Source organism: Vreelandella sp. GE22 (genome assembly GCF_968212445.1).
This window is the reverse complement of sequence record NZ_OZ309110.1, coordinates 2,801,125-2,828,081: the sequence shown is the minus strand read 5'-3', so window position 1 is coordinate 2,828,081 and position 26,957 is coordinate 2,801,125. Positions and strand designations below refer to the sequence as shown.

Below are 26,957 nucleotides of genomic sequence, written 5' to 3'. Positions count from 1 at the left end.
ATCTGGCGTGCGCTAGTAGCCGTCATCCGGGTTGACCGTGGCGAGTGACTCTCCATCCTCGAAGGCGTGAAGGTAGGAGATGACCTGGTCGATGGCATCCACAAGCGGCGTGGGGGCCGCCATATGCGGCGTAATAATAACACGCGGATGCTGCCACAGGGCATGCTCGGCGGGCAGCGGCTCCTGCTCGAACACATCCAGTAGCGCCCCGCGTAGATGCCCCGGCGCCTGGCCCTCGCCCAGCGCCTCGATCAGCGCATTTTCGTCGATCAAGCTGCCCCGGCCCGGGTTGATCACGCTGGCGCCTTTTGGCAGTCGATGAAGACGCTCGGCGTTTAAAATATGCCGGGTCGCCGGGGTGTCCGGCAAAATGGTCACCACGCTGCGTACCTGGCTTAAAAGCTCATCGAGGCCCGCCTCGCCGTGCAGGCAGCGAACGTTTTTCAACTCCTTTGGCGAGCGGCTCCAGCCAAGCACCGGAAAGCCCGACTGATAAAGCGCCGCCGCCACCGAACGGCCGATCGCGCCCAGGCCCAAAACGCCGACCGGCCACTGCGATTTCTCCACGACTTCCTGGGTTTGCCACTGCGCGCTGGGCTGCTGGGCCGCGTAGCGGTCCATGCTGCGGTAAAAGTGCAATACCCCGTAAAGCACGTAGTCGGCCATTAGCTCACCCATGCCGGCATCGCGCAGTTTGACGATCGGCACATTGGCGGGGCGCTCGGGGGTGTTCAAAAGATGATCCACGCCGGCGCCCAGGTTGATGATGCCCTTGAGCGCCGTTTGCTCGGCCAGTAAATAGCCCGGTGCTTTCCAGACCGCCAGGTAGTCGGCGCCGAGGCGATCCGCTTTGGGGGCGTCGCTTGTGAGCACGGTGTCCTTCGGGAACGCCTCTAAAAGGGCGGCTTGCCACTGCTGGGCCTGGTCGGTATGTACCACTATTTTCATGAAGCGCTCCTCGAAATCGCATGTTGCGGGTTACCAGCTATCATGGGTTAAGTGGGGTAAGGGCTGCAAGGAGGCGGCCGTGCCCCGGCGCGCGCTCAAAGGCGCGCTTTCGCCATCGGGAAAGGAGATCCAGCATGACGACCAGCGCCCAGGTAGTCACCCGCCAACGCAGTGGCAAGGGTTTTACCTACCGCACCGAAGACGGTGAAACGCTCAAGGACACCCAGTGGCGCGAGTGGATCAAGTCGCTTGCCATTCCGCCGGCCTGGCGGGACGTCGAGATCACGCTCGACAAGCGCCATCACATTTACGCCACCGGGCGCGACGACGCCGGGCGCAAGCAGTACGTTTACAACCCCAAGTGGCGTGAGAAGCGCGAGGCGAAGAAGTTCGATCGGATGATCGCCTTCGCCCAAAAGCTTACGCCGATGCGCCGGGTGACCGGTCAGCACCTGCTCCAGGAGGGCCTTCCCCGGGAGAAAGTGTTGGCCTGCATGGTGCGCCTGATCGACAGCGCCTATTTTCGTCCGGGGAGCGAGCGTTACCGCCAGCAAAACGACTCTTATGGGCTGACCACCATGCGCTCCAAGCACTTGACCATCGACGGCGACGAGCTGATCTTCGACTACCGGGGTAAAAGTGGCCAGGACCAGCACCGGGTGGTCGAGGACGCACGCCTGGCAAGCGTGGTGGCCGAGCTCGACGACACGCCAGGCTATGAAATCTTCAAATACTTCGACGAAGACGGCAACAAGGTGCGCGTGGATAGCCATGATCTCAACGACTATATCCACGAGGTAATGGGCGAAGCCTTCAGTGCCAAGGATTTTCGCACCTGGGCGGGCACCTCGATCGCCGCCCTGGCCCTTGAAGAGGTGGGCATCGACGACGATGAAAAAATCAGCGAAAAGAACGTGCGCCAGGCCGTCGAAAAGGTCGCCAAGTCGCTGGGCAATACGCCGAGTATCGCCAAGGCGAGCTATATCGACCCGCGGATCGTGGAGAGCTACCTGGATGGCCAGACGCTGGAAAACTTTCGTCAGTTGGTCGACGTCGAGCTCGAACACGACGACCTGACCGGCCCGGACGAGCGTGCCGTCCTCGAACTTTTGAAGAGCCGCCTTGCGCGTAAAAAGTAGCGCCAAGCGGTGGACGTCTTCTCTAACCCCCTGGTGGGCATCGATTCACGCCCCAAAGGGGTTTTTGATAAAGGCTTTGACCGGTAGCCAAGGGTGGGTGCTAGTATCGGTTGAAGACGACATTTTGGCGGCGCTCGCGCCAAAGCTGTCGCTGCATTGGCCCAGCAAGCTGGTTTTTAGTGATTTTTAAGGGCGAGTTACTCGATGAATGAGGTTTCCCTGCCTTTCACTCGCGAAGAGTATGCCAATCGCCTTTGGAAGGTGCGCGCAGAAATGGCCGGCCGCGGCATCGACGTGCTGATCGTCAGCGACCCCTCCAACATGGCCTGGCTAACCGGCTATGACGGCTGGTCGTTCTACGTGCATCAGTGTGTGCTGGTGGGTCTGGAAGGGGAGCCGGTCTGGTTCGGCCGCCGTATGGACGCCAACGGAGCGCTTCGCACCTGCTGGATCGCCCCGGACAACATCACCTATTACCCCGACTACTACGTGCAAAACCCGGACATGCACCCGATGGAGTATCTGGCCCAGTCGGTGATGCCCGGGCGCGGCTGGCACACCGGCGTGGTGGGTATGGAGATGGACAACTACTACTTCTCCGCCAAGGCGTACCAGAGTCTTTTGCGCGAGCTGCCTCACGCGCGTTTCATGGACGCCAACGCACTGGTCAATTGGTGCCGGGCCATCAAGTCCCCCCAGGAAATCGCCTACCTGCGCGTGGCGGGGAAAATCGTCGAGGGCATGCATTCACGGATCATCGAGGTCGTCGAGCCCGGGCTTCCCAAAAGCAAGCTGGTCTCCGAAATCTACCGGGTAGGTATCGAGGGGTTCGTGGACGAAACCGGCAAGGTCTTCGGCGGCGACTACCCGGCCATCGTGCCGATGCTGCCCACCGGCAAGGACGCCGCCGCCCCGCACCTGACCTGGGACGACACGCCGTTTCGTAAAGGCGAGGGCACCTTTTTCGAGATCGCCGGGGTGTTCAAGCGCTACCACGCGCCGATGTCGCGCACCGTGTTTCTAGGCACGCCGCCGACGGATTTCATCCGCGCCGAATCCGCGCTTTTGGAGGGAATCGAAAACGGCCTGGCGGTGGCCAAACCCGGCAACCGCACCGCGGATATCGCCATGGCCCTGGGCGCGGCGATGGACAAGTACGGCTTTGACCGGGGCGGGGCGCGCTGCGGCTACTCGATCGGGCTCTCCTACCCGCCGGACTGGGGCGAGCGCACCATGAGCCTGCGACCGTCGGATGAAACGATTCTAAAGCCCGGCATGGTGTTCCACTTCATGCCCGGTCTCTGGGTCGACGAGTGGGGCCTGGAGATCACCGAAAGCATTCTGATTACCGAAACCGGCTGCGAGACACTGGCGAACTTTCCGCGCCAGCTGTTCGTCAAGTAACGCCGCCGATGAACGAATCGACCAAGGATACAGTGATGAGCTCTGAGACGAATATGCAACGGCCAAGCCCGGTTTCCGCCACCGTCGACTTCGAGGCCGACGGCGTTCAGCACGGTTTCTTGAAGCTGCCGATCTCGACGGACGTCTCGGCCTGGGGGGCGGTGATGATCCCGGTGACCGTGGTCAAAAACGGGGATGGCCCCACTGCGCTTTTGACCGGCGGTAACCACGGCGACGAATACGAAGGCATTACCTCGCTGCTCAAGCTTTCCAGCGCGCTGAAAGCGCAAGACGTAACCGGCCGGGTCATCATCGTGCCCTGCATGAATACGCCGGCGGTGATGGCCGGCACCCGCACCTCGCCGATGGACAAGGGCAACCTGAACAGAAGCTTTCCCGGCAACCCGGACGGTAGTGTGACCGCGCAAATTGCCGACTACTTTACCCGCGTGCTGGTCCCCATGAGTGACGTGGTCTTGGACCTGCACTCCGGCGGGCGCACGCTCGACATTCTGCCCTTCGCCGCCTCCCACGTGTTGGATGACAAAGCGCAGCAGCAGGCCGCGCTCGAGGGCGCCAAGGCGTTTGGCGCGCCCTACGCCATGGTGATGTTCGAGCTCGACGCCGAGAAACTCTTCGATACCACCTGTGAGCGCCAGGGCAAAACGTTCGTGGCCACCGAACTTGGCGGCGGCGGCACCTCCACGCCGCAGAGCATGGCGATCACCGAGCAGGGCGTGCGCAACTTTCTGATTCACTACGGGTTGGTGTCGGGCGAGGTCGCCATGCCCAAAGATGGCCAGGTCTATCTCGATATGCCCGATGCGAGCTGCTACGTACAGAGCCAGCATGAAGGCGTGTTGGAGCTGACCGTGGCGCTGGGCGATGCCGTGAAAAAAGGCCAGACCATTGCCTACGTTTATGATATGTCACGAAGCGGTACCGAGCCCGTGGCCTACCAGGCCGAGCGCGACGGCATTTTGATGGCCCGGCGCGCCCCGTCGCTGATCCATATGGGAGACACGCTGGCGGTGATCGCCGATGTCGTCGACCGTTTGGAGGCGTGAGTCAGCGCGTGCTAAAACTCGACCGCTTCGATTTGAAAATCCTCGATATCCTCGGCCGGGATGGGCGCATCACCAAGTCCAAGCTGGCCGAGGCGATCAATCTTTCGATCAGCCCCTGCTGGGAGCGGGTCAAGCGCCTGGAGCAGGCGGGGGTGATCGAGGGCTATACCGCGCGCATCAACCCGGACGTGCTGGTGCCGCGCAATACGGTCTGGGTACAGATCGAGCTAAAAGCGCATAACGCGGAGAGCTTTACGCGCTTCGAGGCGCTGGTGCAGGAAACGCCGGAGGCCACCGAGTGCGTCGCGGTGGGCGGCGGCGTCGATTACCTGGTGAAATTCGAGGCGCGCTCGATCGACAGCTACCAGCGGCTGATGGACCGATGGCTGGTCTCCGATGCCGGTATCGAGCGCTACTTTACCTACATCGTCACCAAGACGGTGAAGAAAAGGGCGGTCGAGATCGACGCCGCGGATATCCTCTAATCGTCGCTTAGAAGCGACAGCTGAATATCGTCCGCGTCGCCGTAAGAGCCTTCCCCCACCCGATTGCGCCCGGCACCTTTCGCGGTATAAAGCGCTTGATCCGCGGCTTTGATCAAATGGGGTAACCCCTCGCCGTGCTCCAGACTCCCCGTGCAGACGCCCACACTGACCGTCACGTACCCCGTGTGGGAGGCCTGGTGGACGATCGCGAGCGCTTCGACGCCGGCCCGGATCTGCTCGGCCAGCAAGGCGCCCGCTTTGGCGCTGTCCGAACTATCGGTATGAAGGACCAAAAACTCTTCGCCGCCGTACCGGCAGGCCGTATCGTGCGGGCCACAGGCGCTTTGAATGGCCCGGGCGATTTGTTGCAGACAGGCATCGCCTTCGTCATGGCCGTAGGCGTCGTTGAACGCCTTGAAATGGTCCACGTCGATCAAGATGACCACCGCGAACTTGTCCGGTACGCGCCGATTGCGTGTTAGCGAAGCGGCGTGCCGGTTCAGCCCCCGGCGGTTGGCGAGCCCGGTCAACGGGTCCACATGAGAAAGGCGGTCCAGCGTCTCGTTGCGCTTGGCAAGCTCGACGCGAAGCTCTTCCGCGTTGGCGTGCTGTAAATAGAGCTGCAGCGATTCCGTCGAGAAGCGGTAGTTCGCCAAGAGGGTCAATATCACGGTGGGCACGCCCACCACCAGGTGATTGATCACGTATTCCGTATTTGCGCCGGGTAAAAACCAGATGACGGTGTAAAGGCATACGCAAATGAAGAGCGAGGCGCCTAGGGTGTACTCGAACGGATGGGCCAGCACGATGGCCAACGCGAGCTGAAACACCAGCCCCGCATAGAAGTAGTGCAGCACGCGGGGGTCGCTGGTGCCCAGCAGGCTCAAGCACCATATCAGCAAGGCCAGGCTGACCATGATGGTGCTGGCGAGCTCCTTGTGGCGAATGGAAACGGGGCGCTTCAGATACCAGAACATAAAGGTGGCCAGCGGTATGGCCACGACAAAGCGCATGATCGCCGAGCGCAGGCCGGTGTCCGACAGCAAGTAGATGTCCACGGGAATATAGGAGAAGTAAAAAATCGTCAGCAGTGCGCTGAGCAGGCGCAACGTGCGAAGCCGCCGGTCGTTGCGGTCGATATCGTAACGCTCTTTTACCGTGGTCGTGCCATTGGTCTGGGCTAGCAGCTGGAAGTAGGGCAGTCGGTACACAGTGATCTCGTAGAGTTATCGCTTTTCTGAGCTACCGCGCGAAGAGAAAGGGAAATTACTAATCCAGGGGCTGGTAAATTTGACTGAGAGCCCTTGGGGGATATTAGCACCAAATAGCGCTGATCATGGCTTGGTTATATCCGTGAAACCTGCGTTTTAATTGCTTTCGATCCTTCGCGAAGTGTGCTCGCCAAAAAAAGAGACGTTAATACAGGGCCTGGCAAAAAAAGGGCCGTTCGATGTGCGGGTTTTCAAAAACACTTCGTGTGCGCTTTTCCTTAGGCTTGAATGACAGCAGGCGACACGTTTTGCGTCGCCTGCCGATCGTTCACGCGCAGCCAGGCCGTGCTTTAAACGAGACGGCTTAAGGAAGATGTTCATGACCACGCTATCGACAACGCTTGCCAAACGACTGGAGGACCCGCGTCTTTTCCGCCAGTACGCCTACGTGAACGGTCAATGGACCCACGGCAAGGGCGGGCGCGAAGAGGCCGTGCTCGACCCGGCCACCAACGAGGCCATTGGCCATATTCCGCTTCTCGAGGCCCGCCAGGTCACCGCCGCCGTGGACGCGGCGGAAAATGCTTTCGGCCAGTGGCGCCTGCTGCGCGCCGACGAGCGCTGCGAGCGGCTGCTTGCCTGGTATGATTTGATCCAGGCGCACCGCGAAGACCTGGCGATGATCATGACTCTGGAGCAGGGCAAGCCGCTGCCGGACGCCCGGGGCGAAGTCGAGTACGGGGCCAGTTTCGTACGTTGGTTCGCCGAAGAGGGCAAACGCACCTACGGCGAGACCATCCCCAGTCATATTCCCAACGCAACGCTTGGCACGATCAAGGAGCCGGTGGGGATCGCGGCGATGATCACCCCCTGGAACTTCCCGCTGGCGATGATCACCCGCAAGGCCGCCGCCGCGCTGGCTGCGGGCTGCCCGGTGATCATCAAACCCGCCAACGAGACGCCGTTTTCGGCGCTGGCGCTGGCGGAGCTTGCCGAGCGCGCCGGGATTCCCGCCGGCATTTTCAACGTGGTGCTGGGCGAGCCCGCCGAGGTTTCCAAAATACTGTGCAGCGAACCGCGCATTCGCGCGCTTTCGTTTACCGGCTCCACCCGGGTCGGGCGGCTTCTCATCGAGCAAAGCGCCCACACCGTCAAGCGGCTTTCCCTGGAGCTTGGCGGCAACGCGCCGTTTATCGTCGGCCCGGACATGGTCCCGAAAGAGGCCGCTTACGCGGCGGTGGCCGCCAAGTTCCAGACCGCCGGGCAGGACTGTCTCGCCGCCAACCGCATTCTGGTCCACGAATCGATCCATGACGCCTTCGTTGCCGAGTTTACCGAGCGCATGGCCGCACTCACCGTGGGTAACGGGCTGCACAGCGAGACCGATCTGGGCCCGCTGATTCACCGCCAGGCGGTGGAGAAAGCCGCCGCCATCGTCGACGACGCGATCTCCCAGGGCGCCACCCTGGTGGCCGGCGACCAGCACGATGCGCCGGGCGAGAACTACTTCATGCCGGTACTGCTCACCGGTGTCACGCCGAAGATGAAGGTCTGGCGCGAGGAGAACTTCGCCCCGGTTGCCGGTATCACGGCCTACGCCAGCGACGACGAGGTCATCGCCATGGCCAATGACACCGAGTACGGCCTGGCGGCCTACGTCTATACCCACGATATCCGCCGCATCTGGAAACTAATGCGCGCGCTCGAGTACGGCATGGTCAGCGTCAACTCGGTCAAAATGACCGGCCCACCGGTGCCTTTCGGCGGTGTGAAGCAGTCCGGTCTTGGCCGCGAGGGCGGCACCACCGGTATCGACGAGTACCTCGAAACCAAATACTACTGCCTCGGGGCGCTGGGCTCGGTTTCCGGAAGCTAAGTGACGGCTGACGACCCATTAACAAGACCTTCCCCTTGTGGGGAGGTTGTTTTTTTTCAGAGAGAACGCCATGAGCTTGCACCAGGATCTGATCGAGCGTGACCGTAAGGTCACGTTTCACGCCTCGACTCACCTCAAGGATTTCGCCCAGGGCGACGCCCCGGGCCGGGTCATCACCGGCGGTCAGGGCATCAACATCGTCGACAAGGATGGCCGCGAGTTCATCGACGGCTTCGCCGGGCTATATTGCGTGAATGTCGGCTACGGACGCACCGAAATCGCCGAGGCGATCTATAAGCAGGCGATGGAAATTTCCTACTACCACACCTACGTGGGCCACGCCAACGAGCCGCAGATCGAACTCTCCGAGCGCATCCTGAAAGCCGCCGGCATGAACATGTCGAAGGTTTACTACGGCATGTCCGGTAGTGATGCCAACGAAACCCAGCTCAAGATCGTGCGCTATTACAACAATGTGTTGGGCCGCCCACAGAAGAAAAAGGTGATCTCGCGGATGCGCGGCTACCACGGCTCCGGCATCGCGTCCGGGTCGCTGACCGGCTTGAAGGCGTTTCACGACCACTTCGATCTGCCCATCGACACCATTCGCCATACCGAGGCGCCGCATTATTACCTGCGCGCCGCGGAGCAGCACGGCATGACCGAGCGTGAATTCTCGGCGTACTGCGCCGAGAAACTCGAGACGATGATTCTGGAGGAGGGCCCGGAGACCGTGGCGGCCTTCATCGGCGAGCCGGTGCTGGGCACCGGCGGTATCGTGCCGCCGCCGGAAGGCTATTGGGAGGCGATTCAGGCGGTGCTCTATAAGTACGATGTGCTTTTGATCGCCGACGAAGTGGTTTGCGGCTTTGGCCGTACCGGCTCGGATTTCGGCAGCCACCACTACGCCATGAAGCCGGATCTGGTCACCATCGCCAAGGGGCTGACCAGCGCCTACCAGCCGCTTTCGGGGGTGATCGTTGGTGACAAGGTGTGGAAAGTGCTCGAACAGGGAACCGGTGAGTTCGGCCCGATCGGCCACGGCTGGACCTACTCGGGCCACGCCTTGGGCTGTGCGGCCGGGCTTGCCAATCTGGACATCATCGAGCGCGAGAACCTGGTGGGTAACGCCGCAGAAACCGGCAGCTACTTCCAGCAACAGCTCAAGGCCACGTTCGAAGGCCACCCGCTTTTGGGCGACGTGCGCGGCGTGGGCCTGATGGCCGCCCTCGAGTTCTCGCCAGACGCCCGCGAGCGCCTGCACTTTGACCCGGCGTTGAAAGTCGGCCCGCGGGTCGCCGCCGCCGCGCTCGAAGAGAACCTGATCGCCCGGGCCATGCCCCAGGGCGATATCCTCGGCTTCGCGCCGCCTTTGACCATCAACCGCCAAGAGGTGGATGAGGTGATCGAGCGCACCAGGCGCGCCGTCGACCGCGTCACCGACGAGCTGACCCGCTCGGGGGATCTCAAAACCGGCGATCAGGAAGCGGCGTTTACCGTTTGAGCCGCTGACCTCGTTCGAACGCCGCTACTTTGGGAGCGGCTTTTTTGTTTCCTGCCAAGCAGGCTACGCTTAAGACACGGTTCAATTTTCTGAAACGAGGTGTACGATGCAACCGGTACTGGCTTTTGACGTATACGGCACGCTCATCGATACCCAAGGCGTGGTCGTGGAGCTCGAGCGCCGTCTGGCCCAGCCAGACAAGGCAACGGAGTTTGCACGGCGCTGGCGCGAGAAACAGCTGGAGTACAGCTTTCGCTTTGGTTTGATGGGCGCCTACGTAAATTTTGCCGAGTGCACGCAAAAGGCGTTGGTATTGACCGACCGCGCGATGCAAACCGGCCTTTCCGACAACGACTGCGACCACCTGATGGCCGTGTACGGTGAGCTGCCCGCCTTCGATGATGTGGCGGGCGCGCTTGGCCAGTTAAAAGAGGCCGGGCTACGCTGCGTGGCGTTTTCCAACGGCACCGAAGAGGCCATGGGGGCGCTGCTCGGCAAGGCCGGGGTCACCGCCTATATGGACGATATGGTCAGCGTCGACCGTATCAAGCGCTTCAAACCCGACCCCGCGGTCTACGCTTACCTGCGCAGCCGGCTCGATACCCGCCCGGAGCATACCTGGCTCATTTCCAGCAACCCCTTTGACGTGATCGGCGCCAAACACGGCGGTCTTAAAAGCGCCTGGGTGCGCCGTCGCTCGGATACCCCCTTCGACCCTTGGGGGATCGAGCCGGATATGACCGTGACCGGCCTGGACGACCTGGCCAAGCGAATGGTGAGCCAGGCGGGCACCAGCACTTGATAGTGGCATGACGCTATAGCGATATAGCGAAAAAATCGGCCTGGCATGACCGTCAGGGGTTGGGTCTATTAGCGTTTAATGTTCTATAGTGTGCGTGCTAAAAGTCATTTTCGTTATGAGGGGTGCTTGCCCCGCCGAGGAGGAACGATGTCATCACGTATCAATGCAGTCGTACCGGATTTCGAAGCCGATACCAGCCAGGGCAGCATTCGCTTTCACGACTGGATTGGCGATAGCTGGGCGATTTTGTTCTCTCATCCGAAAGACTTTACCCCGGTCTGCACCACCGAGTTCGGCGCGGTCGCAAAGCTCAGTGAAGAATGGAAAAAGCGCGGCACCAAAGTGATCGGTGTTTCTGTCGACGGCGTCAACGACCACAAGCGCTGGGCGGGGGATATCGAAAGCTACAGCGGAAGTTCGGTCGATTTTCCGATCATCGCCGATGAAGGTCTCAGGGTATCCAAGCTTTTCGATATGCTGCCGGAAGATGCTTACCTGCCCGATGGCCGCACCCCGGCGGATAGCGCCACCGTGCGCTCGGTGTTCATCATTGGCCCGGACAAGCAGCTAAAGCTCTCCATGACCTATCCGATGACGGTCGGGCGCAACTTTGGTGAAATCCTGCGTGCCCTCGATGCGCTGCAGGCGACGGCCAAGCACGGTGTTGCCACGCCCGCGGATTGGACCGTGGGGCAGGACGTTATCATTCCGCCCAGCGTTTCCAACGAAGACGCCAAAGAGAAATTTGGTGAATTCGATACGGTGCTGCCGTACCTGCGCAAGACCCGCCTCAAATAACGGGCACAAAAAAGCCTGCAATGATGGCAGGCCTTTGATAAGAAGGGCGGCGATTAGCCGCCTTTTTCTATACCCGCAGGGTCGCTTACGCGGGCTGCAGGGCGAGCTGATCCACCGAGTTGGAGACGCCTCGGGCACCGGTGAGAATCTCGTTGACGATGGTCTCGATCTCGCCGACGCTTGCCTGGCTGTTTTTACCCTGCTCGACGACCTGCTGAACGGCCAGGCTCGTGCGCTCGACCAGGTCGCTGTTCTCCTTGAGCACGCGCGTGATCTCTGCCACGGCTTCGCTCGAGCCCTTGGCCAGCTGGCGTACTTCGTTGGCGACTACGGCGAAACCACGCCCCTGTTCGCCGGCTCGGGCCGCTTCTACCGCAGCGTTGAGCGATAACAAATTGGTTTGGTTGGCAATTTTGGCGATGGATGCGGTGATGTTATTGATGGTTTGCGCCTGTTGGTTGAGCGCGGCCATCAATGCCTGGGCATCTTCCAGGGTTTTGGACGCCTGCCGGGACTCCTCGACCACCTTCTGCAAGTGAGTCAAACCGTTTTGGGCGATCTGTTCGGTTTGGCTTGACGTGCTTTGGGCGTTGAGCACCGCGCGCCGGGCAGCCTCGTTCTCTTGAACGGCCGAGGTGATGTCGGTGGCGAACTTGACGACCTTGATGACGTTGCCTTTGCTATCGAAAACCGGGTTATAGGTCGCTTCCAGCCAGATGCTCTGGCCCCGGCTGTTGAGTCGCTCGAACTTACCCTGCTTGAACTGGCCGCTAGCAAGCTCGCCCCAGAACACCGCGAGCTGGGGAACGAAGTCCGCCGTGCAGAAAATACGGTGGTGCTGGCCGGTGATTTCGCCGCTTTTATACCCCATGGTGCGCTCGAAATTGACGTTGGCATTGAGGATAGTGCCATCCGGGGTGAACTCGATGACCGCCATGGAGCTGTCCAGCGCTTTCAGCACCGCGCTTTGGCTCTCTGCCGACTCGTGCTGCGTGGATATGTCGCTTGCGATCTTGATGATTTTGACAACCTTGTGACGGCGATTTCTCACCGGCAGGTAGATCGCTTCGAGCCAGACATCCTCACCGGTCGCGCTGATACGCCGAAAGCTGCCCTGCTGGGACTCGCCGTTGACAAGAGCTGCCCAGAAGCGCCGGTAGTCGGGGGAGTCGACCTCTTCCTGGGCGCAGAAGATGCTGTGGTGTTGGCCGACGATATCTTCGAGAGAGTAGCCGACCTTTTCCAGAAAGAGGGGACTGGCATCTTCGATAATGCCCTCCGGGGTGAAATGGATGCTGGCAGTATGTTCCTGCAGCGCCGCGGGTAGGGCGGAGTGTGTGATGTAAGCGAGCATGGTGGCTTCTCGGTGAGCTTCATGATTGTACAAATATTTTTGAATTGTACGTTTTTCATACAACTTTTATCGGATTATACTAGTGCGAAAGTAGTCAAAGTCTAACTATTTTTTGTGAAAGCGCGTGAGCAGGTGCGTAGACGATAGTAGACGGGGGAGTGTGACCATCATCCTGTTTTGCTCTTCGTTTGGCTAATAGTGGTTTACTACATCCAATATAGAAGTTGACTAATAGTGGGTGGCAATCGAAGGCTTGCTTGCTATAATCCACCGCCCAGGCGAAAGCTCTATCCGGGCTTATCGCTCAATTTTTAGTTCAAGATAGTTGCCGTCCATGTCCTTCAAACTGCGTTGGAAGATCCTTCCACCCTAGCGTTATGCCCCCTCCTTGCGGCTTCGAGCCGTGTTTTTTCGCCCCCGGACGACGCGTTTTCGCGTGTCTGTGGCGTGTAGTGAATAATTCAGCACATTTTTTGACCAGGATATGGGTATGGCGCTTTTTAGCAAGCACGAATGGTTTTCAAACATCAAAGGCGATTCGCTTTCGGGAATAGTGGTGGCGCTTGCGCTGATCCCCGAGGCGATCGCCTTTTCGATCATTGCCGGGGTGGACCCCAAGGTGGGGCTCTACGCCTCGTTTTGTATCGCGGTGATCATCGCCTTTACCGGCGGGCGCCCGGGTATGATCTCGGCGGCTACCGGCGCCATGGCACTTCTGATGGTGACGCTGGTGCGCGAGCACGGCCTCGAGTATCTGCTGGCGGCCACGCTGCTGACTGGTGTCCTGCAGATCGCGGCCGGCTATCTGAAGCTTGCCGAGCTGATGCGCTTCGTCTCACGCTCGGTGGTGACGGGCTTCGTCAACGCCCTGGCGATTCTGATCTTCATGGCGCAACTGCCGGAGCTTACCGATGTCACCTGGCACGTCTACGCCATGACCGCGGCGGGGCTTGGCATCATTTACCTGTTTCCTTACCTGCCCGCTATCGGCAAGTCGCTGCCGTCGCCGCTGGTGTGCATCGTGGTGCTGACCATCGTGTATATGGCAAGCGGCATGGAGATTCGCACGGTCGGCGATATGGGCGAGCTACCCGATACGCTGCCGGTCTTCTTGTGGCCGGATGTACCGTTGACCTTTGAAACCCTGACCATCATTTTCCCCTACGCGATCATGCTGGCGGTCGTGGGCCTTCTGGAATCGATGATGACGGCGACCATCGTCGATGATCTGACCGATACCCCGAGCAACAAGAACCGTGAGTGTAAGGGGCAGGGCGCGGCCAACATCGGCGCGGGTCTGCTTGGTGGCATGGCCGGCTGCGCGATGATCGGTCAGTCGGTGATCAACATAAAATCCGGTGGCCGAACGCGCCTTTCAACACTGATTGCCGGCGTGGTGCTGCTTTTGATGGTGGTATTTCTTTCCGATTGGGTCTCGCAGATTCCCATGGCGGCGCTGGTGGCGGTGATGATCATGGTGTCGATCGGTACCTTTAGCTGGGAGTCGATTCGCGATCTGAAAAAGCATCCCATGAGCACCAATATCGTGATGCTGGCTACCGTGGCCGTGACCGTGGGTACCCACAATCTGGCGCTTGGCGTATTCGTCGGCGTGCTGCTGGCGGCGCTGTTCTTCGCCAACAAGGTGGGCAACATCATGTATATCGGCTCGACCGAGGTCGAGGCAGGGCGTGCACGCGAGTATCAGGTGGTCGGCCAGGTATTCTTTGCCTCTTCCGAGCGCTTTTTAGCGGCGTTCGACTTCAAGGAGAGCCTGGATAAGGTGACGATCGATCTATCCCGTGCGCACTTCTGGGACGTGACCGCCGTGCAGGCACTTGATCGCGTCGTGATCAAGTTCCGCCGCGAGGGCACCGAGGTCGAACTGGTAGGCCTGAGCGAGGCCAGCGCCACGGTGGTCGACCGCTACGCGGTGCATAACGACCCCGAAGCGGTCGAAAAGCTCATGGGCGGCCATTAGACAAACAAGGAGAGCAGCATGTCCGAGCACGTATTCGCCGCTATCGACGGCTCCGGTTTTTCAGAAAGCGTGTGCGATTATGCCGCCTGGGCCAGCAAGGCATTAGGCGCGCCGCTTACCTTTGTCCGCGTGGTCGATAACCACTCGGCGGCGCCGAGCGAGCAGAACCTGTCGGGGAATTTGAATTTTGGTGCCCGCGAACACCTCATGGAAGAGCTCGCCTCGCTGGACGAGCGCAAGGCTCGAGTGAATCGCGAGCAAGGCCGGCTCGTGCTGGAGGCGGCTCAGTCACGCGCCGCTGAGCAGGGGACGACGGAGCCCAACACGCGCCAGCTCAACGGTACGCTGGTCGAGACCTTGGCCGAGCTCGAGACCGGGATGCGCCTTCTGGTCGTGGGCAAGCGCGGGGAAAACGCCCACCAGGCCAGCGGCCATCTGGGCTCCAACCTGGAGCGGGTAGTGCGTGAGTTGCACCGGCCCATTCTCATGGTGCCCGCGGCCTTCAAACGGCCGGAAAAGGTGATGATCGCCTTCGACGGCAGTAAGACCGCGCGTAAAGGCGTGGAGATGCTGGCCCGCTCACCGCTTTTTAGCGGCGCTGAATGCCACGTAGTGATCGTCGGCGCGGAGACCGCTGAACATCGCAGCGAGCTCGACTGGGCGCTGGGTATCCTGAAAGAGGCTGGACACCGGGCAGAGGGCGCGATTCGCGCTGGCGAGGTGGATCAGGTGCTGCCCGAGTATTGTCAACAGCACGGCATGGACCTGCTGGTCATGGGCGCCTACGGGCACTCGCGCATCCGCCATTTGCTGGTGGGCAGTACGACGACCAAAATGCTCCGTTCGAGCCAGGTGCCGGTACTGGTACTTCGCTAACGTTTGCCGCGGGCGGTATTCGCCGCCCGCTCCGGCTGAATGTGCGCAATCGACATACCATGAATGGGCGGCGGGGCCTATACCCCTGCCCGTGGATCCGTCACGTAAGCAAGCCTCACTGGGCACCAAGGAACGGGCGCGCCATGCGCTCACCCGCCACGGCCCCCAAAAGCCAGAGTGTCACGCTGACCCCGCCATACACCAGCGCAAGCCACGCATCTTGCTGCTGTATTAGGTAAAGGATTTCCAGGCTGAAGAGCGAAAAGGTGCTGAAGCCGCCGCAAAAGCCGGCCATCAAGAGCGGCTGTAGAGGGGCCCAGCGCCACCTGGCGTGGTATGTGACCATGACGCTCAGCCAAACCATCAAGCAAGACCCCGCGGCGTTCACCGCCAGGGTCCCCCAGGGAAAGTAGTTACCCAGAGTGGCGATAGCCCAGGAGGAGAGCGCGTAGCGGCAGACGCTACCCAGCGCGGTCCCGGCGGCGACGGTTAAATAGGTCGTAAGTGACGTCAAAACGTATTCGCCGCCAGGCCCCAACCCAGGGCGGCCAGCAGGAGCGCGCCAAAGAGCGTAGCGCCCAGAGTGCCCAGCGCCGCCGCCCGGTTTTGTCCTTGCCATAGAGTCAGCGTTTGCAGGCTGAGCGACGAGACCGTGGTATAGCCCCCCAGTAGCCCGGTGATCAGCAGTAGCCCGAGCGAGGAGTCGGCGAGCGTCTCAAAGCCGTAGCGGCCGAGGAGTAGCCCGGCCACGAAAGCACCGCTGGCGTTGACCAGCAGTGTCCCCCAGGGGAACGCGGTCCCCCAAAGCCGAACCGCTAAATTGGTGACTGCAAAGCGCCCCATACCGCCGAGCGCGGCACTGACAGCGACGAGCGCCGCATTGGTCAACATCTGCCCCATGCCTACCCCGTTTTATGAAATGCCCACGAGTATAGCAGGCCCGCCGATAGCGGGCCTTGGGCCCGGGATTACACCTCGCTGGTGAGCGGGTGGTTTTGGGGTTTGCCGATCTGTTGGGCGGCATTGATGCCGGAGAGCAGCGCCTTCAGCGAGGCGCTGACCGTGTCGCTGTCCTCGGCGAAGGCGCAGATCCGCTGGCCGTCGATATTGAGCTGCACGAACGCAATGGCGTTGGCTTCGCTGTCCCCGCCCAGCGAGTGTTCGCTGTAGTCGATGATCGCCACGTGGCTGTCGCAGTATTTGTACCAGGCATCGGTGAAGGAGGACATGGCGCCGTTACCGGTGCCTTCCAGACGCAGCGTCTTTGCGCCTTCCCTCAGCGTGATCTCGATGCCTTCGTTCTGGCCTTTCGAGAGACGGTAGTCGGCCAGTGCCAGCGGCGCCTCGAGGTTGAAGTGATCGACCATCACCTGGCGAACCATTTCGCTGGAAAGTTCGCTGTTGCGCACTTCGCTCTCTTTTTGCACGTAGGGGGCCAGTGCCAGCATCATCCAGCGCGGCAGGTTGATGCCGTAGTCGCGCTCCAGCAAAAACGCCATGCCGCCTTTGCCGGATTGGCTGTTCACGCGGATCACCGCCTGGTAGTCGCGGCCGATGTCGTGGGGGTCGATGGGCAGGTACGCCACCTGCCAAGGCTCATCCGCCTTCTGGTGCTTGAGCGACTTGCGGATCGCATCCTGATGGCTTCCGGAAAACGCGGTATAGACCATCTCGCCGACCCAGGGGTGGCGGGGGTGCATGGTAATACCCGTGCACTCGTGGACCACCTGAATGATCTCGTCCGGGTTGGAGAGATCGAGCATGGGGTCGATCCCCTGGCTGTAGAGGTTCATGGCCAGGGTCACGATATCCATGTTGCCGGTGCGCTCGCCGTTGCCCAGAAGTGTGCCTTCGACTCGGTCCGCGCCGGCCAGCAGCGCAAGCTCCGCCGAGGCCACCGCCCCGCCCCGGTCGTTGTGGGTATGCACCGAGACAATCACGCTGTCGCGCCGGCTGATGTGCTGGCAGAAATACTCGATCTGGTCGGCGTGATGATGGGGGCCGGCCACTTCCACGGTGGTGGGCAGGTTCAGGATGCAGGGGTTGTCCGGGGTGGGCTGCCACACGTCCATGACCGCCTCGCAAATCGCCAGCGAGAAGTCGATCTCGGTGCTCGAGAAGCTCTCCGGCGAGTACTGAAAACGCCAGTCGACATCCGGGTACTTGGCTGCATAGGTTTTCACCCAAGTCGCGCCCTGCACGGCGATATCGGTAATGCCGCTGCGGTCCATCTCGAAGACCCGCTCGCGCTGAACGGTGGACGTCGAGTTGTAGAGGTGGATGATCGCGCGCTTCACGCCAACGAGCGACTCGAACGTCTTCTCGATCAGGTGCTCGCGACACTGCACCAGCACGGCGATGGTCACGTCCTCCGGGATCTGGTCCTCCTCGATCAGCCAGCGCACGAAATCAAAATCCGGCTGGCTCGCCGAAGGAAAGCCGACCATCACTTCCTTGATACCGACCTTGACGATCTGGTGCCAGAAGCGCTTTTTCTGCTCGACGCTCATTGGCTCGAGTAGCGCCTGGTTGCCGTCGCGCAGATCCTCGCTCACCCAAATGGGCGCGCGCTCTAGATCCTGGTCCGGCCAGGTGCGCTTAAAAGCGGGAACGCGGGGGGCAGGGCGGTATTTGCGATGATCGAAGGCGGACATAAACGCTTCCTGACGGTTGTTCGGAAAAATGAGCAAGACCTGGCGAACACTGGGCTTCTGGATCACAGCTGCCCCGGCACCGGGCTTTTACGATAGCACCAGTATAGCGCTGCAGCCGTAGAAGATTATTGCTAATCAAGAGGACTTGCGCGGATAATTGGCAGAAACTATCTTTAAAACTCTATTTTACGGCAGGAGATAGCCGATGTTGCCGACTCCGTTAGAGATCGATCGCTATGACCGGCATATTCTCGATGTGCTTCAACAGGAGGGGCGCATCAGCAACCAGCTGCTCGCCGAACGGATCGGGCTTTCTCCTTCGCCGTGTCTTCGCCGGGTACGCGCGCTGGAAGAAAACGGCCTGATCACAGGCTACCGCGCCGAGGTCGATGCCCGCCAGCTCGGGTACGACCTGATGGTCCTTTTGCATATCGCCATGGACCAGCATACCCAGGAGCGCTTCGATAACTTCGAGCGCCACGTCCGCGAGATCCCCAACGTCATCGAGTGCTTGATCATCACCGGCCAGGCCGCGGATTTTCAGCTCAAGATTCTGATTCGCGATATGGACGAGTACCAGCACCTGCTGCTGCGTGTTATCAACCGTATCGAAGGCGTCACCGGGGCGCACACGAGCTTCGTGCTGCGCCGGGTGTTCGAGCACCGCCCGGTCTCCACCCGCCCCTGATGGGCTCCGTCACCCAGTACTCTCAAACTCTTCTCAAACCGTTTCAAGGAGAAAAACCATGTCGATCGAGCGCCACGATACCAAAGCACGCATGAGCCGCGCGGTCATCCACCAAGGGGTGGCGTATCTGTGCGGCCAGGTGGCAGGCCCCGACGCCCGCCAGGGCGATATTACCGAGCAGACGCAAAGCATGCTTGAGCGCGTCGATGCGCTGCTAAAGGAGATCGGTTCCAGCCGCGAGCAGCTTTTGAGCGCCACGGTGTATCTCAAGGAGGGCGGTGACGTGGCGGCCATGAACGCGGTGTGGGACGCCTGGGTGCCGGAAGGCTACGCCCCGGCGCGCACTTGCGTTTGCGCGGCGATGCCTTCCGAGGAGCTCAAAGTGGAAATTACCGTAACCGCTGCGGTGGGCGAGTAGCGCTCACGCTGCGCCGTTTGAACGCTACTCCAGCGGAAAGCGCGTGTCGCGCAGGCTCTCCTTGATCTTTTTAAGGTGCGGTAGAAAATCCTCGCCCCGGCGAAGCGTGACGCCGGTGGCCAGCGCATCGATCAGGGTGAGCTGGATGACCCGCGAGGTCATCGGCATGTAGTGGTCGGTGTCCTCCGGGGTGGCGACGTCCAGGGTGGCCGTACACACCCGGGCCAAAGGCGAGTCCGGCGCGGTAATGCCTAGCACCACCGCCCCCGCCGCTCGGGCGATTTGGGCGATATCGACGAGCTCCCGAGTGCGGCCGGTGTAGGAGATGATCACCACGACATCCCCGGTATGGCAGGCCGCAGCCACCATGCGCTGCATCAGGACATCGATGTAGGCCATGACCGGCAGGTTAAAGCGAAAGAACTTGTGCTGGGCATCCTGGGCCACCGCACCGGACGCGCCCAAACCAAAAAAGTGAATGTGCTTGGCCTGGGTGAGGTAGTCGACCATGCGCTCGACCGCGGCCATGTCGACCTGGCGCTCGGCGTCTTTTAGCGCCGCAATCGTGGCGCCGAAGATTTTCGGGGTGTACTGGGTGGCGTTGTCGCCAGGCTCGACGGCGCGGGTTACGTAGGGCGTGCCGCCGGCCAGACTCTGAGCCAGCTTGATCTTGAAATCCGGATACCCCTTGGCGCCAAAGTTGCGGCAAAACCGGTTGACGGTAGGCTCGCTGACCCCCGCCGCCTGGGCGAGGCTTGCGATGCTCAGGCTCGTCGCCGCCGCCGGGTCGTTCATAATGACGTTGGCCACCTTGAACTCGGAGCGGTTTAAGTCGTTGAGCCGTTCGCGCAAGCGGTCAAGGAGGTCGTGGGCCATTGGGTTTCCTGGGCGTTCGTCGTGGGGGAGTGGGCGCCCCACCGAGTACAAAAGTCGTAAAATTCATCGGCGGGCAGAGGCTGGGAGTAATAATACCCCTGCGCCGCTTCACAACCAATGGAGCGCAGGTAATCCGCCTGGGCTTTCGTCTCGATTCCCTCGGCCACGACGTCGCAGCCTACCGCGTGGGCCAGCCGGGTAATCGCCAGCGCTAGGTGGCGGTCGACCTCCATGTCCTCAAGATCCATCACGAAGGCGCGGTCGATCTTTAACGTCGAGAAGGGCAGCGTCTTGATGTAGGCAAGCGAAGAGTGGCCGGTGCCGAAATCGTCGATGGCGACGGCGATGTTGTTCTCGGAGAGCTTGGCAAGCTGCGCGCGCGCATTGTGCATATCGCTCAAAAGGCCGGACTCGGTCACTTCCAAAGCGAAAAAGCGCATGGGAACGTTAAACGCGGCCAGGGTGCTTAAAAGCGTCTCGGCAAAGTCGCGTCGGCCGAGCTGGCGAGCGGCGACGTTGACCGCGATATGAAAGTTATCATCCAAAAGCCCTTGTTCGCGCCAGGCCACGATGTGGCGCAGCGCCTCTTCGATGACCCACTCGCCGATAGTGAGAATATCGCCGCTGGCTTCGGCCAGCGGAATGAACTCCGCCGGTGATATACGGCCAAGCGAAGGATGATCCCAGCGCAGCAGCGCCTCGGCGCCGATCACCTGGTTGGTCGAAAGCGACAGCTTGGGCTGAAAGGCCAGGCTCATTTCCCCGCGCTGGGTGGCGCCGCGAATCGACTGCTGTAAGTGCAGGCGGTGGCGCTGTAGCGTTTCGAGCTCTTCGTTGTAGCTCTGCACGCGCACGGGGCCGTTTTTCTGCGGCAAGGCAAGGGCGGCCATGTGCACCAGGCGCTCCGGGTCGAAGGTGCCTTCCGCACTGCTGATGCCGATACGCACGGCCAGCGGCAGCAGTAAATCGCCCAGCGTCTGGTCCTGGTTGAAGCACTCCAAAAGCTGTACCGCCTGGCCGATCAACTGATCGATACTGGTTTCCGCAAGCACGACCAAAAGCTCGCTACCACCCCACATGCCTAGCTTGGCAGTGTCGCCTAGCTGCCCGTAGAGTTGTTGGCTTACGTGTAGCATGAGTTTGTCGGCAATCGCGTAGCCGTGAAAGCGCACCACCTCGTCGAGCTGGTCGATGGCGATAAACAAAAGCCCGGTCGGCGTGTTTTCCTTCGCCGCCATACGCAGCATCTGGGTCATCGCCCGGCGGTTGGGCAGCTTGGTGATGGTATCCGTGCGCGCCTGGTGGTCGAGCGCCTGATGCTGCTGCGCCGTTAGCCGTTCCAGGGTTTCGGCTTGCTGAGTGCGCAGCTGGTAGCGGTGTTCGACCTCCAACACGTTGTGGACGCGCTGCATGACGTCGTCGTGCTTGAAGGGTTTGGTGATGAAATCGCGCACGCCCATGGACTGGGCGCGACGCCGGGTTTCATCGTCGATTTGTGCCGTTAAAACGATGATGGGAAAGGCGTGGTCACCGAACGCGGCGTTGAGCGCCTCCATGACCGCATAGCCGTCCATATGCGGCATGCGGATATCGAGCAGCATCAGATCCGGGCGCTGTCTTTGGCAGTAGCTCACCACCTCACGCGGGTCGCTCATGCCATGGGTGTTGTCAAATCCGTGATCATCCAAAAGATCGAGTAACAGCTCGACATTGGCAGTATTGTCATCGACCACTAACAGATGTTTGCGGGCTAGCTTCATGGATCACTTCCAGGCGCAACGTGGAGAAACTCTTTGAGCATGCTCGAAAGTTTCTCGATATTGATAGGTTTGGTCAGGTAGTCGTTAAAGCCCGCCGCCAGGCCTTTTTCGATATCCCGCGGCAGCGCATTGGCCGACAGAGCGACCACCGTCATGGCCTCGAGTCCTGGTGTTTGGCGCAGGGCTTTAAGGGCCTGATAACCGTTCATGCCTGGCAGGTGGATATCCATTAGCACCAGGTCCGGGACCGCGTGGCGCAGGATATCCAGCGCAAGCTCGGCGCTGGCAACGGTTTGCAGCTCGATTTCTTCGAAATCGTCGATAATGTCCTGCATCAGCTGCTGATTCGTAGGGTTGTCCTCGACATAGAGCACTTGAAAACGCCGCTTACCGCTTTGCGGACGTAGCAGGCCGGGCGCGGACGTGTCCGTTTTGGCCACGCCGTGTTCGGTTAGTGGTAGCGTGAACCAGAACGTCGAGCCTTTACCCGCCACGCTGCTGACACCGATATGTCCCTGCATGTGTGTAACGAGCTCCCGGGTGATGGCAAGCCCGATACCGGTACCCTCGATGGTGGTGTGTTCGGCCTCCAAGCGGTTGAAGGGCTGAAAGAGCTCGTGCTGGCGGGCATCGTCGATGCCTATGCCGGTGTCGATCACGCTGATCTTTAACGTGTCTTGCTGGGGTGTCACGACGATCTCGATCAGTCCGTTGTCGCAGTTGTACTTGATTGCGTTGGAAATCAGATTCAAGAGCACCTGCTTGGTGCGGGTGTAGTCCGCCATGACGTTCAAGCCGGGATCCACCCTGGCGCGCTTGAGCGTGATGCCCGCCGCTTCGATATTGGCCTCGAGGGTGGCGCAGGCGTCGTCGAGCACGTTGGCGACCAGGATCGGCTCGAGGGACAACGCCAGATGCCCTGCCTCGATTTTGGCAAGATCGAGCACCTCGTTGATCAGGCTCAAAAGGTGCTGACCGCTGGTTTCGATTTGGCCGACCTGACGCTGCTGTTTTTCGCTGAGGGGGTCGCGGCGGCCCTTGCTCATCAGCTGGGCAAAACCGATGATGGCATTGAGCGGCGTACGCAGTTCGTGGCTCATCGACGAGAGGAATTCGCTTTTCGCCTGGTTGGCCTTTTCGGCCTGGTCCCGGGCGATCGCCAAATCGCAGGTGAACTGTTCGCGCTCGGCCATTTGCCGGTACAGATTGATCAGCAGCGCACAGGTATCGGTAAACGGCTGAAGCCAATCGAGCAGCGCCTGGTTGAGCGGCTGTTTGCTGTTGGCAATGGCGTACATGCCGATCAGACGTTCGCCGCTGTAGATGGGCACACCGAGATAGTTGTCCAGACGCGGGTGCCCGGGTGGAAAGCCGCCGCGCGTGCCATGGTCATGCACGTCGTCGGTCATCACGACCTCACCGTGAGCAAATACCCGGCCAAGGAGCGAGCTTGGATCGGTCAGCGTCATGTCACCACTGCTCAGGCGAGACATCAGCTCCTGGGAAGAGGTGCTCCAAAAAAGATCGGTAATGGCGTGAATCTTGAGGGCATTGGTAGTATCGGTTGGCAAGACCTCGCCGATCAGAGCGTAGTCGCTGTCGGTGAGCTCGCGCAGCGCCTCTGAAAGAAACGTCCAGAGCTGCTCGCCGGACATCAGCGCCTGGTAGTCGGTAATACCCTGATGCAGTACCTTCAAAAGGCCCTGCTCCTTTACGATCCGTCTGTTGGCTTCGTAAATGGTGGTCAGATCGGTCAGCACGCCCAAAAATTCGACCACCTTGCCCTGGTTGTCGTGAATGGCATTGACCGCCAGGTGTACCGGCACCCGGTGGCCCTGGCGGTGCATCGCCTCGACTTCGCGCCCTCGGCCGATCACCTTGGGGGCCCCACCGGCCAGATACCGCGAGATGAACAGATCGTGTTCGCTGGCAATGTGGGGCGGGGTCAAAACGGCGATGTTCTTGTTCAAAAGCTCGTGCGCTTCGTAGCCCAAAAGGCTCAGCGCGAAGGGGTTGATCGCGATGATGGCGCCTTCGCGATCAATGCGAATCTTGGCGGTGGCGCTTTTACTGAACAGGGCTTCGAAGCGCCGCGCGGTGCGCGTAAGCTCGGCCCTTAGCTTGTGCTGGCGGAAAATCTCTTCGACCTGGCCTGCCATGTTGGCCAAAAGCCGCTGTTCGCGCTCGGTAAAGTGGCGTGGCGTTTTGTCGATCAGGCAAAGCGTACCGATTACCTGGTTGTCGACCGGACGCAGCGGGTAGCCCGCGTAAAAGCGAATGTGCGGGGGCCCTAAAACCAGCGGATTGTCGGCAAAGCGCGGGTCCTTGAAGGTGTCTTCGACAACCAAAACGTCGTTTTTGTAAACGGCATGGGCGCAAAACGAAAACTCCTTGGGGGTTTCGCTGACGTCCAATCCGGTATGCGACTTGAACCACTGGCGTTTTTCATCGACCAGTGAAATCAGTGCAACGGGCACTTCGAAGATATCGCAAGCAAGCTCGGTCAAACGTTCCAGCGTTTCATCCGGAAGCGTGTCCAGCACCTCCAGGCTGTGCAAGGCCGCTAGGCGCTGGGGTTCGTTGTCGGGTATATCGGCGGCTTGCATATGTCGTCCATAAAATTGAGCCAATTCATTGTTTATCGGACGTTTGGGCCCGGGCTTTAATAATCCGGCACTGAGCGAGGCGTTTTACAGGTCAAATTGGGTAAATCGCGCGGCCGGGTTCTAGTGGGCAAACGATTGAGCGATACTGAACGTCTTGAGTGTTAATGATTCAATGCGAGGTGCCCATGCAAGGTGGCATGTCTTCCCAAGCGCTAACACTGGTGACGCTCTCAGCAGTCGACGGCGTTGCGCCCGCGCAGTGGGATGCGCTGGTAAGCCCGGAGCAGCCCTTTTTACGCCATGCGTTTTTGCGCGCGCTGGAGCAAAGCGGCTCGGTAAGTGAGGCCACCGGCTGGCAGCCACGCCATTTAAGCGTGTGGCAGGGTGAGCGGTTGGTCGCGGCGCTGCCGATGTATCTAAAAAGCCATTCCAACGGCGAGTACGTCTTCGACTGGGGCTGGGCCGAGGCCCTCGAGCGCGCCGGCGGCGACTACTATCCCAAGGCGTTAAGCGCCATTCCGTTCACGCCGGTGCCGGGCCAGCGCACGCTCCTTGCAGATGATATCGACCCGCAAAGCGCCTACGCGCTGCTGGCCAAGGGGTGGCGGCGCCAGTGCGATGAGTTGGGCCTTTCGAGCTGGCACCTGCTGTTTGCCAACGACCAGGAGGTGGCTGCCTGGCAGGCGCAAAGCCCTGATCTGATTACCCGCCAGGGCGTGCAGTTTCAGTGGCACGATCGAGGCTTCGAGGATTTCGACGGCTTTTTGGCGAGCCTGACCGCCAAGCGGCGAAAGACGATCAAGCGCGAGCGGCGTCTGGTGGCCGAGCAGGGGATTACGCTGCGCCGTCTGGAAGGCGACGAGATCGACGAGGCCGCCATGGCGCACTTTTTTCAGTGCTATACGATCACCTACCACGAGCGCGGCCGCCCGCCGTACTTGAACGCGGCATTTTTTGACGCGCTGCGCCGGGACATGCCGGCCTCACTGGTGCTGGTTCAGGCGCTGGTGGAAGGCCGACCTGTGGCCGCCGCGCTCTATTTTCGCGGTGCCACCACGCTTTACGGGCGCTACTGGGGCAGTGAGGTGGTCGCCGACTGCCTGCACTTTGAGGCCTGCTACTACCAGGGCATCGAATACTGCCTCGCGCGGGGGCTGACGCTTTTCGACCCCGGCACCCAGGGCGAGCACAAGCTGGTGCGCGGGTTCGCCCCCACCCCCACGCAGTCGCTTCACTATGTGGCGCATCCCGGCCTTGCCGCCGGGGTGGCCGAGTTCTGCGCCCAGGAAGGGCAGCACGTAAAGGCGTACCGGGCAGCCGCGTTAGAAGCGCTACCGTTTAAAACCGAAGGCTAAAGACACGGCTCGCCGCTTCGCCCGCTAAATGGCATAATGCGCGCCGTTCACGCCTGCCCCAAAGGCACTTGATTACAGGAACTTCAGATGCATCGATGGCTGGTCGTCGCCTTGCTGGGCGTTCTAGGTTTTTTACAGTATCAGCTATGGCTGGGTAACGGCGGCTGGCAGGATTTGCAGCGCGTCGAGGCGCGCGTGACAGTGCAGGAAGCGGCGAATGCGCCCATGCGCGAGCGCAACGCGCGCCTGGCCGCCGAGGTCACCGACCTTAAAACCGGTTTGGATGCGATCGAAGAGCGCGCGCGCAGCGATATGGGCATGGTGCGAAGCGACGAGCAGTTTTTCTGGGTGCCAGGGGTTGCGATCCAAAATGAATTGATTGGCCTGAACGCGGCACTGGTCACTCAGCCAAACCTTGCGCCCGCGGCGAACGCCCCGGACACCGACAATGAGTAAGGCGTTGTGGCTGGTGGTGCCCGCGGCGGGGCAGGGGCGGCGAATGGGCAGCGCCACCCCCAAACAGTATCTGCCGATTGCGGCGCGCCCGGTGCTGGCGCATACCCTCGAGCGTCTTTACCGCGCCTTTCCCGAAGCGCGCCTGGTGCTCTGCCTGGACCCGGCGGATCGCTGGTTCGACCCGGCCTGGGTGCCGTTTGCCCAGTGGCAGCGGGTCGAGGGCGGTGATGAGCGCATGGACAGCGTGCAAAACGCGCTCGATGCCATGGCCGCCGCCCCGGACGATATCGTCATGGTGCACGACGTGGCGCGCCCCTGCGTGACGTCTCTGGATCTGCACGCGCTTTACCAGGCGGCGCTGGAGCACCCGGGCGGGGCGCTTCTGGCCATGCCCGTGGCGGATACCATGAAGCGTGAAGGCGGGCCTGGTTTGAGCGCGACAACCGAGCCCCGCGACGGGCTTTGGCACGCGCTGACGCCCCAGGGCTTTCGCTTCGCGCTTTTAAAGCGTGCCCTCGACCAGGCCGTCAAGAATGGCGTAATGGTGACCGACGAGGCCTCGGCCGTCGAGGCGCTGGGCCAGGCACCGCGGCTGGTCAGTGCGCGGCGCGACAACCTGAAAATCACCCACCCTGACGATCTTGCCTTGGCGGCAGCCATTTTGGCGCTACAGGCAGGCAACAGCGAAGAGTAGTCTCG

24 protein-coding genes are annotated in these 26,957 nt (G+C 60.9%); 15 read left to right on the top strand and 9 right to left on the bottom strand.

What is annotated here, in order from left to right; translation table 11 throughout:
• Positions 1-12 precede the first annotated feature (12 nt).
• A complete protein-coding gene (locus ACWHRL_RS13250; RefSeq protein WP_447894029.1) occupies positions 13-948 on the bottom strand; it encodes a 2-hydroxyacid dehydrogenase in 936 nt (311 codons plus the stop codon).
• A gap of 134 nt (positions 949-1,082) precedes the next feature.
• Between ACWHRL_RS13250 and ACWHRL_RS13245 the strand changes: the two genes are divergently transcribed.
• From ACWHRL_RS13245 to ACWHRL_RS13230, 4 genes are all read left to right on the top strand, one after another.
• On the top strand, positions 1,083-2,087 hold the full coding sequence (locus ACWHRL_RS13245; RefSeq protein ID WP_447894028.1) for a DNA topoisomerase IB: 1,005 nt from the start codon (positions 1,083-1,085) through the stop codon (positions 2,085-2,087).
• Positions 2,088-2,291: 204 nt separating this feature from the next.
• The gene (gene doeA / locus ACWHRL_RS13240) at positions 2,292-3,491 is read left to right on the top strand and encodes an ectoine hydrolase DoeA (protein ID WP_447894027.1); all 1,200 of its coding nucleotides are present in this window, start codon (positions 2,292-2,294) and stop codon (positions 3,489-3,491) included.
• Positions 3,492-3,526: 35 nt separating this feature from the next.
• Entirely contained in the window at positions 3,527-4,558 is a 1,032-nt protein-coding gene (gene doeB, locus ACWHRL_RS13235; RefSeq protein WP_447894026.1) for a N(2)-acetyl-L-2,4-diaminobutanoate deacetylase DoeB, read from the top strand.
• A gap of 8 nt (positions 4,559-4,566) precedes the next feature.
• Complete coding sequence (locus tag ACWHRL_RS13230; RefSeq protein WP_447894025.1) at positions 4,567-5,043, top strand: Lrp/AsnC family transcriptional regulator; 477 nt, start codon at positions 4,567-4,569, stop codon at positions 5,041-5,043.
• On the opposite strand, the gene ACWHRL_RS13225 is transcribed toward ACWHRL_RS13230, so the two are convergent.
• On the bottom strand, positions 5,040-6,254 hold the full coding sequence (locus ACWHRL_RS13225) for a GGDEF domain-containing protein (protein WP_447894024.1): 1,215 nt from the start codon (positions 6,252-6,254) through the stop codon (positions 5,040-5,042). The two genes, ACWHRL_RS13230 and ACWHRL_RS13225, sit on opposite strands and share 4 nt — an antisense overlap.
• Before the next feature lie 379 nt (positions 6,255-6,633).
• On the opposite strand from ACWHRL_RS13225, the gene ACWHRL_RS13220 reads away from it, so the two are divergent.
• The 4 genes from ACWHRL_RS13220 to ACWHRL_RS13205 all read left to right on the top strand — a co-directional run bounded on the left by ACWHRL_RS13220 (position 6,634) and on the right by ACWHRL_RS13205 (position 11,234).
• A complete protein-coding gene (locus ACWHRL_RS13220) occupies positions 6,634-8,130 on the top strand; it encodes an NAD-dependent succinate-semialdehyde dehydrogenase (protein WP_447894023.1) in 1,497 nt (498 codons plus the stop codon).
• Between the two features lie 70 nt (positions 8,131-8,200).
• Entirely contained in the window at positions 8,201-9,634 is a 1,434-nt protein-coding gene (locus tag ACWHRL_RS13215) for an aminotransferase (RefSeq protein WP_447894022.1), read from the top strand.
• A 106-nt stretch (positions 9,635-9,740) separates the two neighbouring features.
• Positions 9,741-10,436, top strand: a complete 696-nt coding sequence (locus tag ACWHRL_RS13210) for a haloacid dehalogenase type II (protein ID WP_447894021.1) — start codon at positions 9,741-9,743, stop codon at positions 10,434-10,436.
• A 147-nt stretch (positions 10,437-10,583) separates the two neighbouring features.
• A complete protein-coding gene (locus ACWHRL_RS13205) occupies positions 10,584-11,234 on the top strand; it encodes a peroxiredoxin (protein WP_447894020.1) in 651 nt (216 codons plus the stop codon).
• Between the two features lie 85 nt (positions 11,235-11,319).
• Here ACWHRL_RS13205 and ACWHRL_RS13200 read toward each other — a convergent pair whose 3' ends face one another.
• Positions 11,320-12,588, bottom strand: coding sequence for a methyl-accepting chemotaxis protein (locus ACWHRL_RS13200; RefSeq protein WP_447894019.1), 1,269 nt, complete (start codon positions 12,586-12,588; stop codon positions 11,320-11,322).
• A 490-nt stretch (positions 12,589-13,078) separates the two neighbouring features.
• Here ACWHRL_RS13200 and ACWHRL_RS13195 point away from each other — a divergent pair, with 490 nt between their 5' ends.
• A complete protein-coding gene (locus tag ACWHRL_RS13195; protein ID WP_447894018.1) occupies positions 13,079-14,569 on the top strand; it encodes a SulP family inorganic anion transporter in 1,491 nt (496 codons plus the stop codon).
• Positions 14,570-14,587: 18 nt separating this feature from the next.
• The gene (locus ACWHRL_RS13190) at positions 14,588-15,445 is read left to right on the top strand and encodes a universal stress protein (RefSeq protein ID WP_447894017.1); all 858 of its coding nucleotides are present in this window, start codon (positions 14,588-14,590) and stop codon (positions 15,443-15,445) included.
• A 115-nt stretch (positions 15,446-15,560) separates the two neighbouring features.
• Here ACWHRL_RS13190 and ACWHRL_RS13185 read toward each other — a convergent pair whose 3' ends face one another.
• The 3 genes from ACWHRL_RS13185 to ACWHRL_RS13175 form a co-directional block, all read right to left on the bottom strand.
• Positions 15,561-15,959, bottom strand: coding sequence for a fluoride efflux transporter FluC (locus ACWHRL_RS13185; RefSeq protein WP_447894016.1), 399 nt, complete (start codon positions 15,957-15,959; stop codon positions 15,561-15,563).
• Positions 15,956-16,345 carry a fluoride efflux transporter FluC gene (locus ACWHRL_RS13180; protein WP_447894015.1) on the bottom strand — a complete coding sequence of 130 codons (390 nt, stop codon included), beginning with the start codon at positions 16,343-16,345 and terminating at the stop codon, positions 15,956-15,958. Before ACWHRL_RS13180 ends, ACWHRL_RS13185 begins: the two co-directional genes overlap by 4 nt.
• A gap of 68 nt (positions 16,346-16,413) precedes the next feature.
• The gene (locus ACWHRL_RS13175; RefSeq protein WP_447894014.1) at positions 16,414-18,099 is read right to left on the bottom strand and encodes a 2-isopropylmalate synthase; all 1,686 of its coding nucleotides are present in this window, start codon (positions 18,097-18,099) and stop codon (positions 16,414-16,416) included.
• A gap of 205 nt (positions 18,100-18,304) precedes the next feature.
• Between ACWHRL_RS13175 and ACWHRL_RS13170 the strand changes: the two genes are divergently transcribed.
• On the top strand, positions 18,305-18,787 hold the full coding sequence (locus tag ACWHRL_RS13170; protein ID WP_447894013.1) for an Lrp/AsnC family transcriptional regulator: 483 nt from the start codon (positions 18,305-18,307) through the stop codon (positions 18,785-18,787).
• A gap of 58 nt (positions 18,788-18,845) precedes the next feature.
• The gene (locus ACWHRL_RS13165) at positions 18,846-19,205 is read left to right on the top strand and encodes a RidA family protein (protein ID WP_447529582.1); all 360 of its coding nucleotides are present in this window, start codon (positions 18,846-18,848) and stop codon (positions 19,203-19,205) included.
• A 24-nt stretch (positions 19,206-19,229) separates the two neighbouring features.
• Here the strand turns inward: ACWHRL_RS13165 and hexR are convergent, their stop codons facing one another.
• Genes hexR through ACWHRL_RS13150 form a run of 3 tightly spaced genes read right to left on the bottom strand, consistent with a single transcriptional unit; the run spans position 19,230 to position 24,447 of the window.
• Complete coding sequence (gene hexR / locus ACWHRL_RS13160) at positions 19,230-20,081, bottom strand: transcriptional regulator HexR (RefSeq protein WP_447894012.1); 852 nt, start codon at positions 20,079-20,081, stop codon at positions 19,230-19,232.
• Positions 20,033-21,841 carry a GGDEF/EAL domain-containing response regulator gene (locus ACWHRL_RS13155; protein WP_447529580.1) on the bottom strand — a complete coding sequence of 603 codons (1,809 nt, stop codon included), beginning with the start codon at positions 21,839-21,841 and terminating at the stop codon, positions 20,033-20,035. Before ACWHRL_RS13155 ends, hexR begins: the two co-directional genes overlap by 49 nt.
• On the bottom strand, positions 21,838-24,447 hold the full coding sequence (locus ACWHRL_RS13150; RefSeq protein WP_447894011.1) for a GAF domain-containing protein: 2,610 nt from the start codon (positions 24,445-24,447) through the stop codon (positions 21,838-21,840). The genes ACWHRL_RS13155 and ACWHRL_RS13150 overlap by 4 nt, the downstream gene beginning before the upstream one ends.
• Before the next feature lie 197 nt (positions 24,448-24,644).
• Between ACWHRL_RS13150 and ACWHRL_RS13145 the strand changes: the two genes are divergently transcribed.
• The 3 genes from ACWHRL_RS13145 (at position 24,645) to ispD (ending at position 26,952) form a co-directional block, all read left to right on the top strand.
• Complete coding sequence (locus ACWHRL_RS13145; protein WP_447530538.1) at positions 24,645-25,802, top strand: GNAT family N-acetyltransferase; 1,158 nt, start codon at positions 24,645-24,647, stop codon at positions 25,800-25,802.
• 87 nt (positions 25,803-25,889) lie between these two features.
• Positions 25,890-26,258 carry a cell division protein FtsB gene (ftsB, locus tag ACWHRL_RS13140; RefSeq protein WP_447529578.1) on the top strand — a complete coding sequence of 123 codons (369 nt, stop codon included), beginning with the start codon at positions 25,890-25,892 and terminating at the stop codon, positions 26,256-26,258.
• On the top strand, positions 26,251-26,952 hold the full coding sequence (gene ispD / locus ACWHRL_RS13135) for a 2-C-methyl-D-erythritol 4-phosphate cytidylyltransferase (protein WP_447894010.1): 702 nt from the start codon (positions 26,251-26,253) through the stop codon (positions 26,950-26,952). Before ftsB ends, ispD begins: the two co-directional genes overlap by 8 nt.
• Positions 26,953-26,957 lie beyond the last annotated feature (5 nt).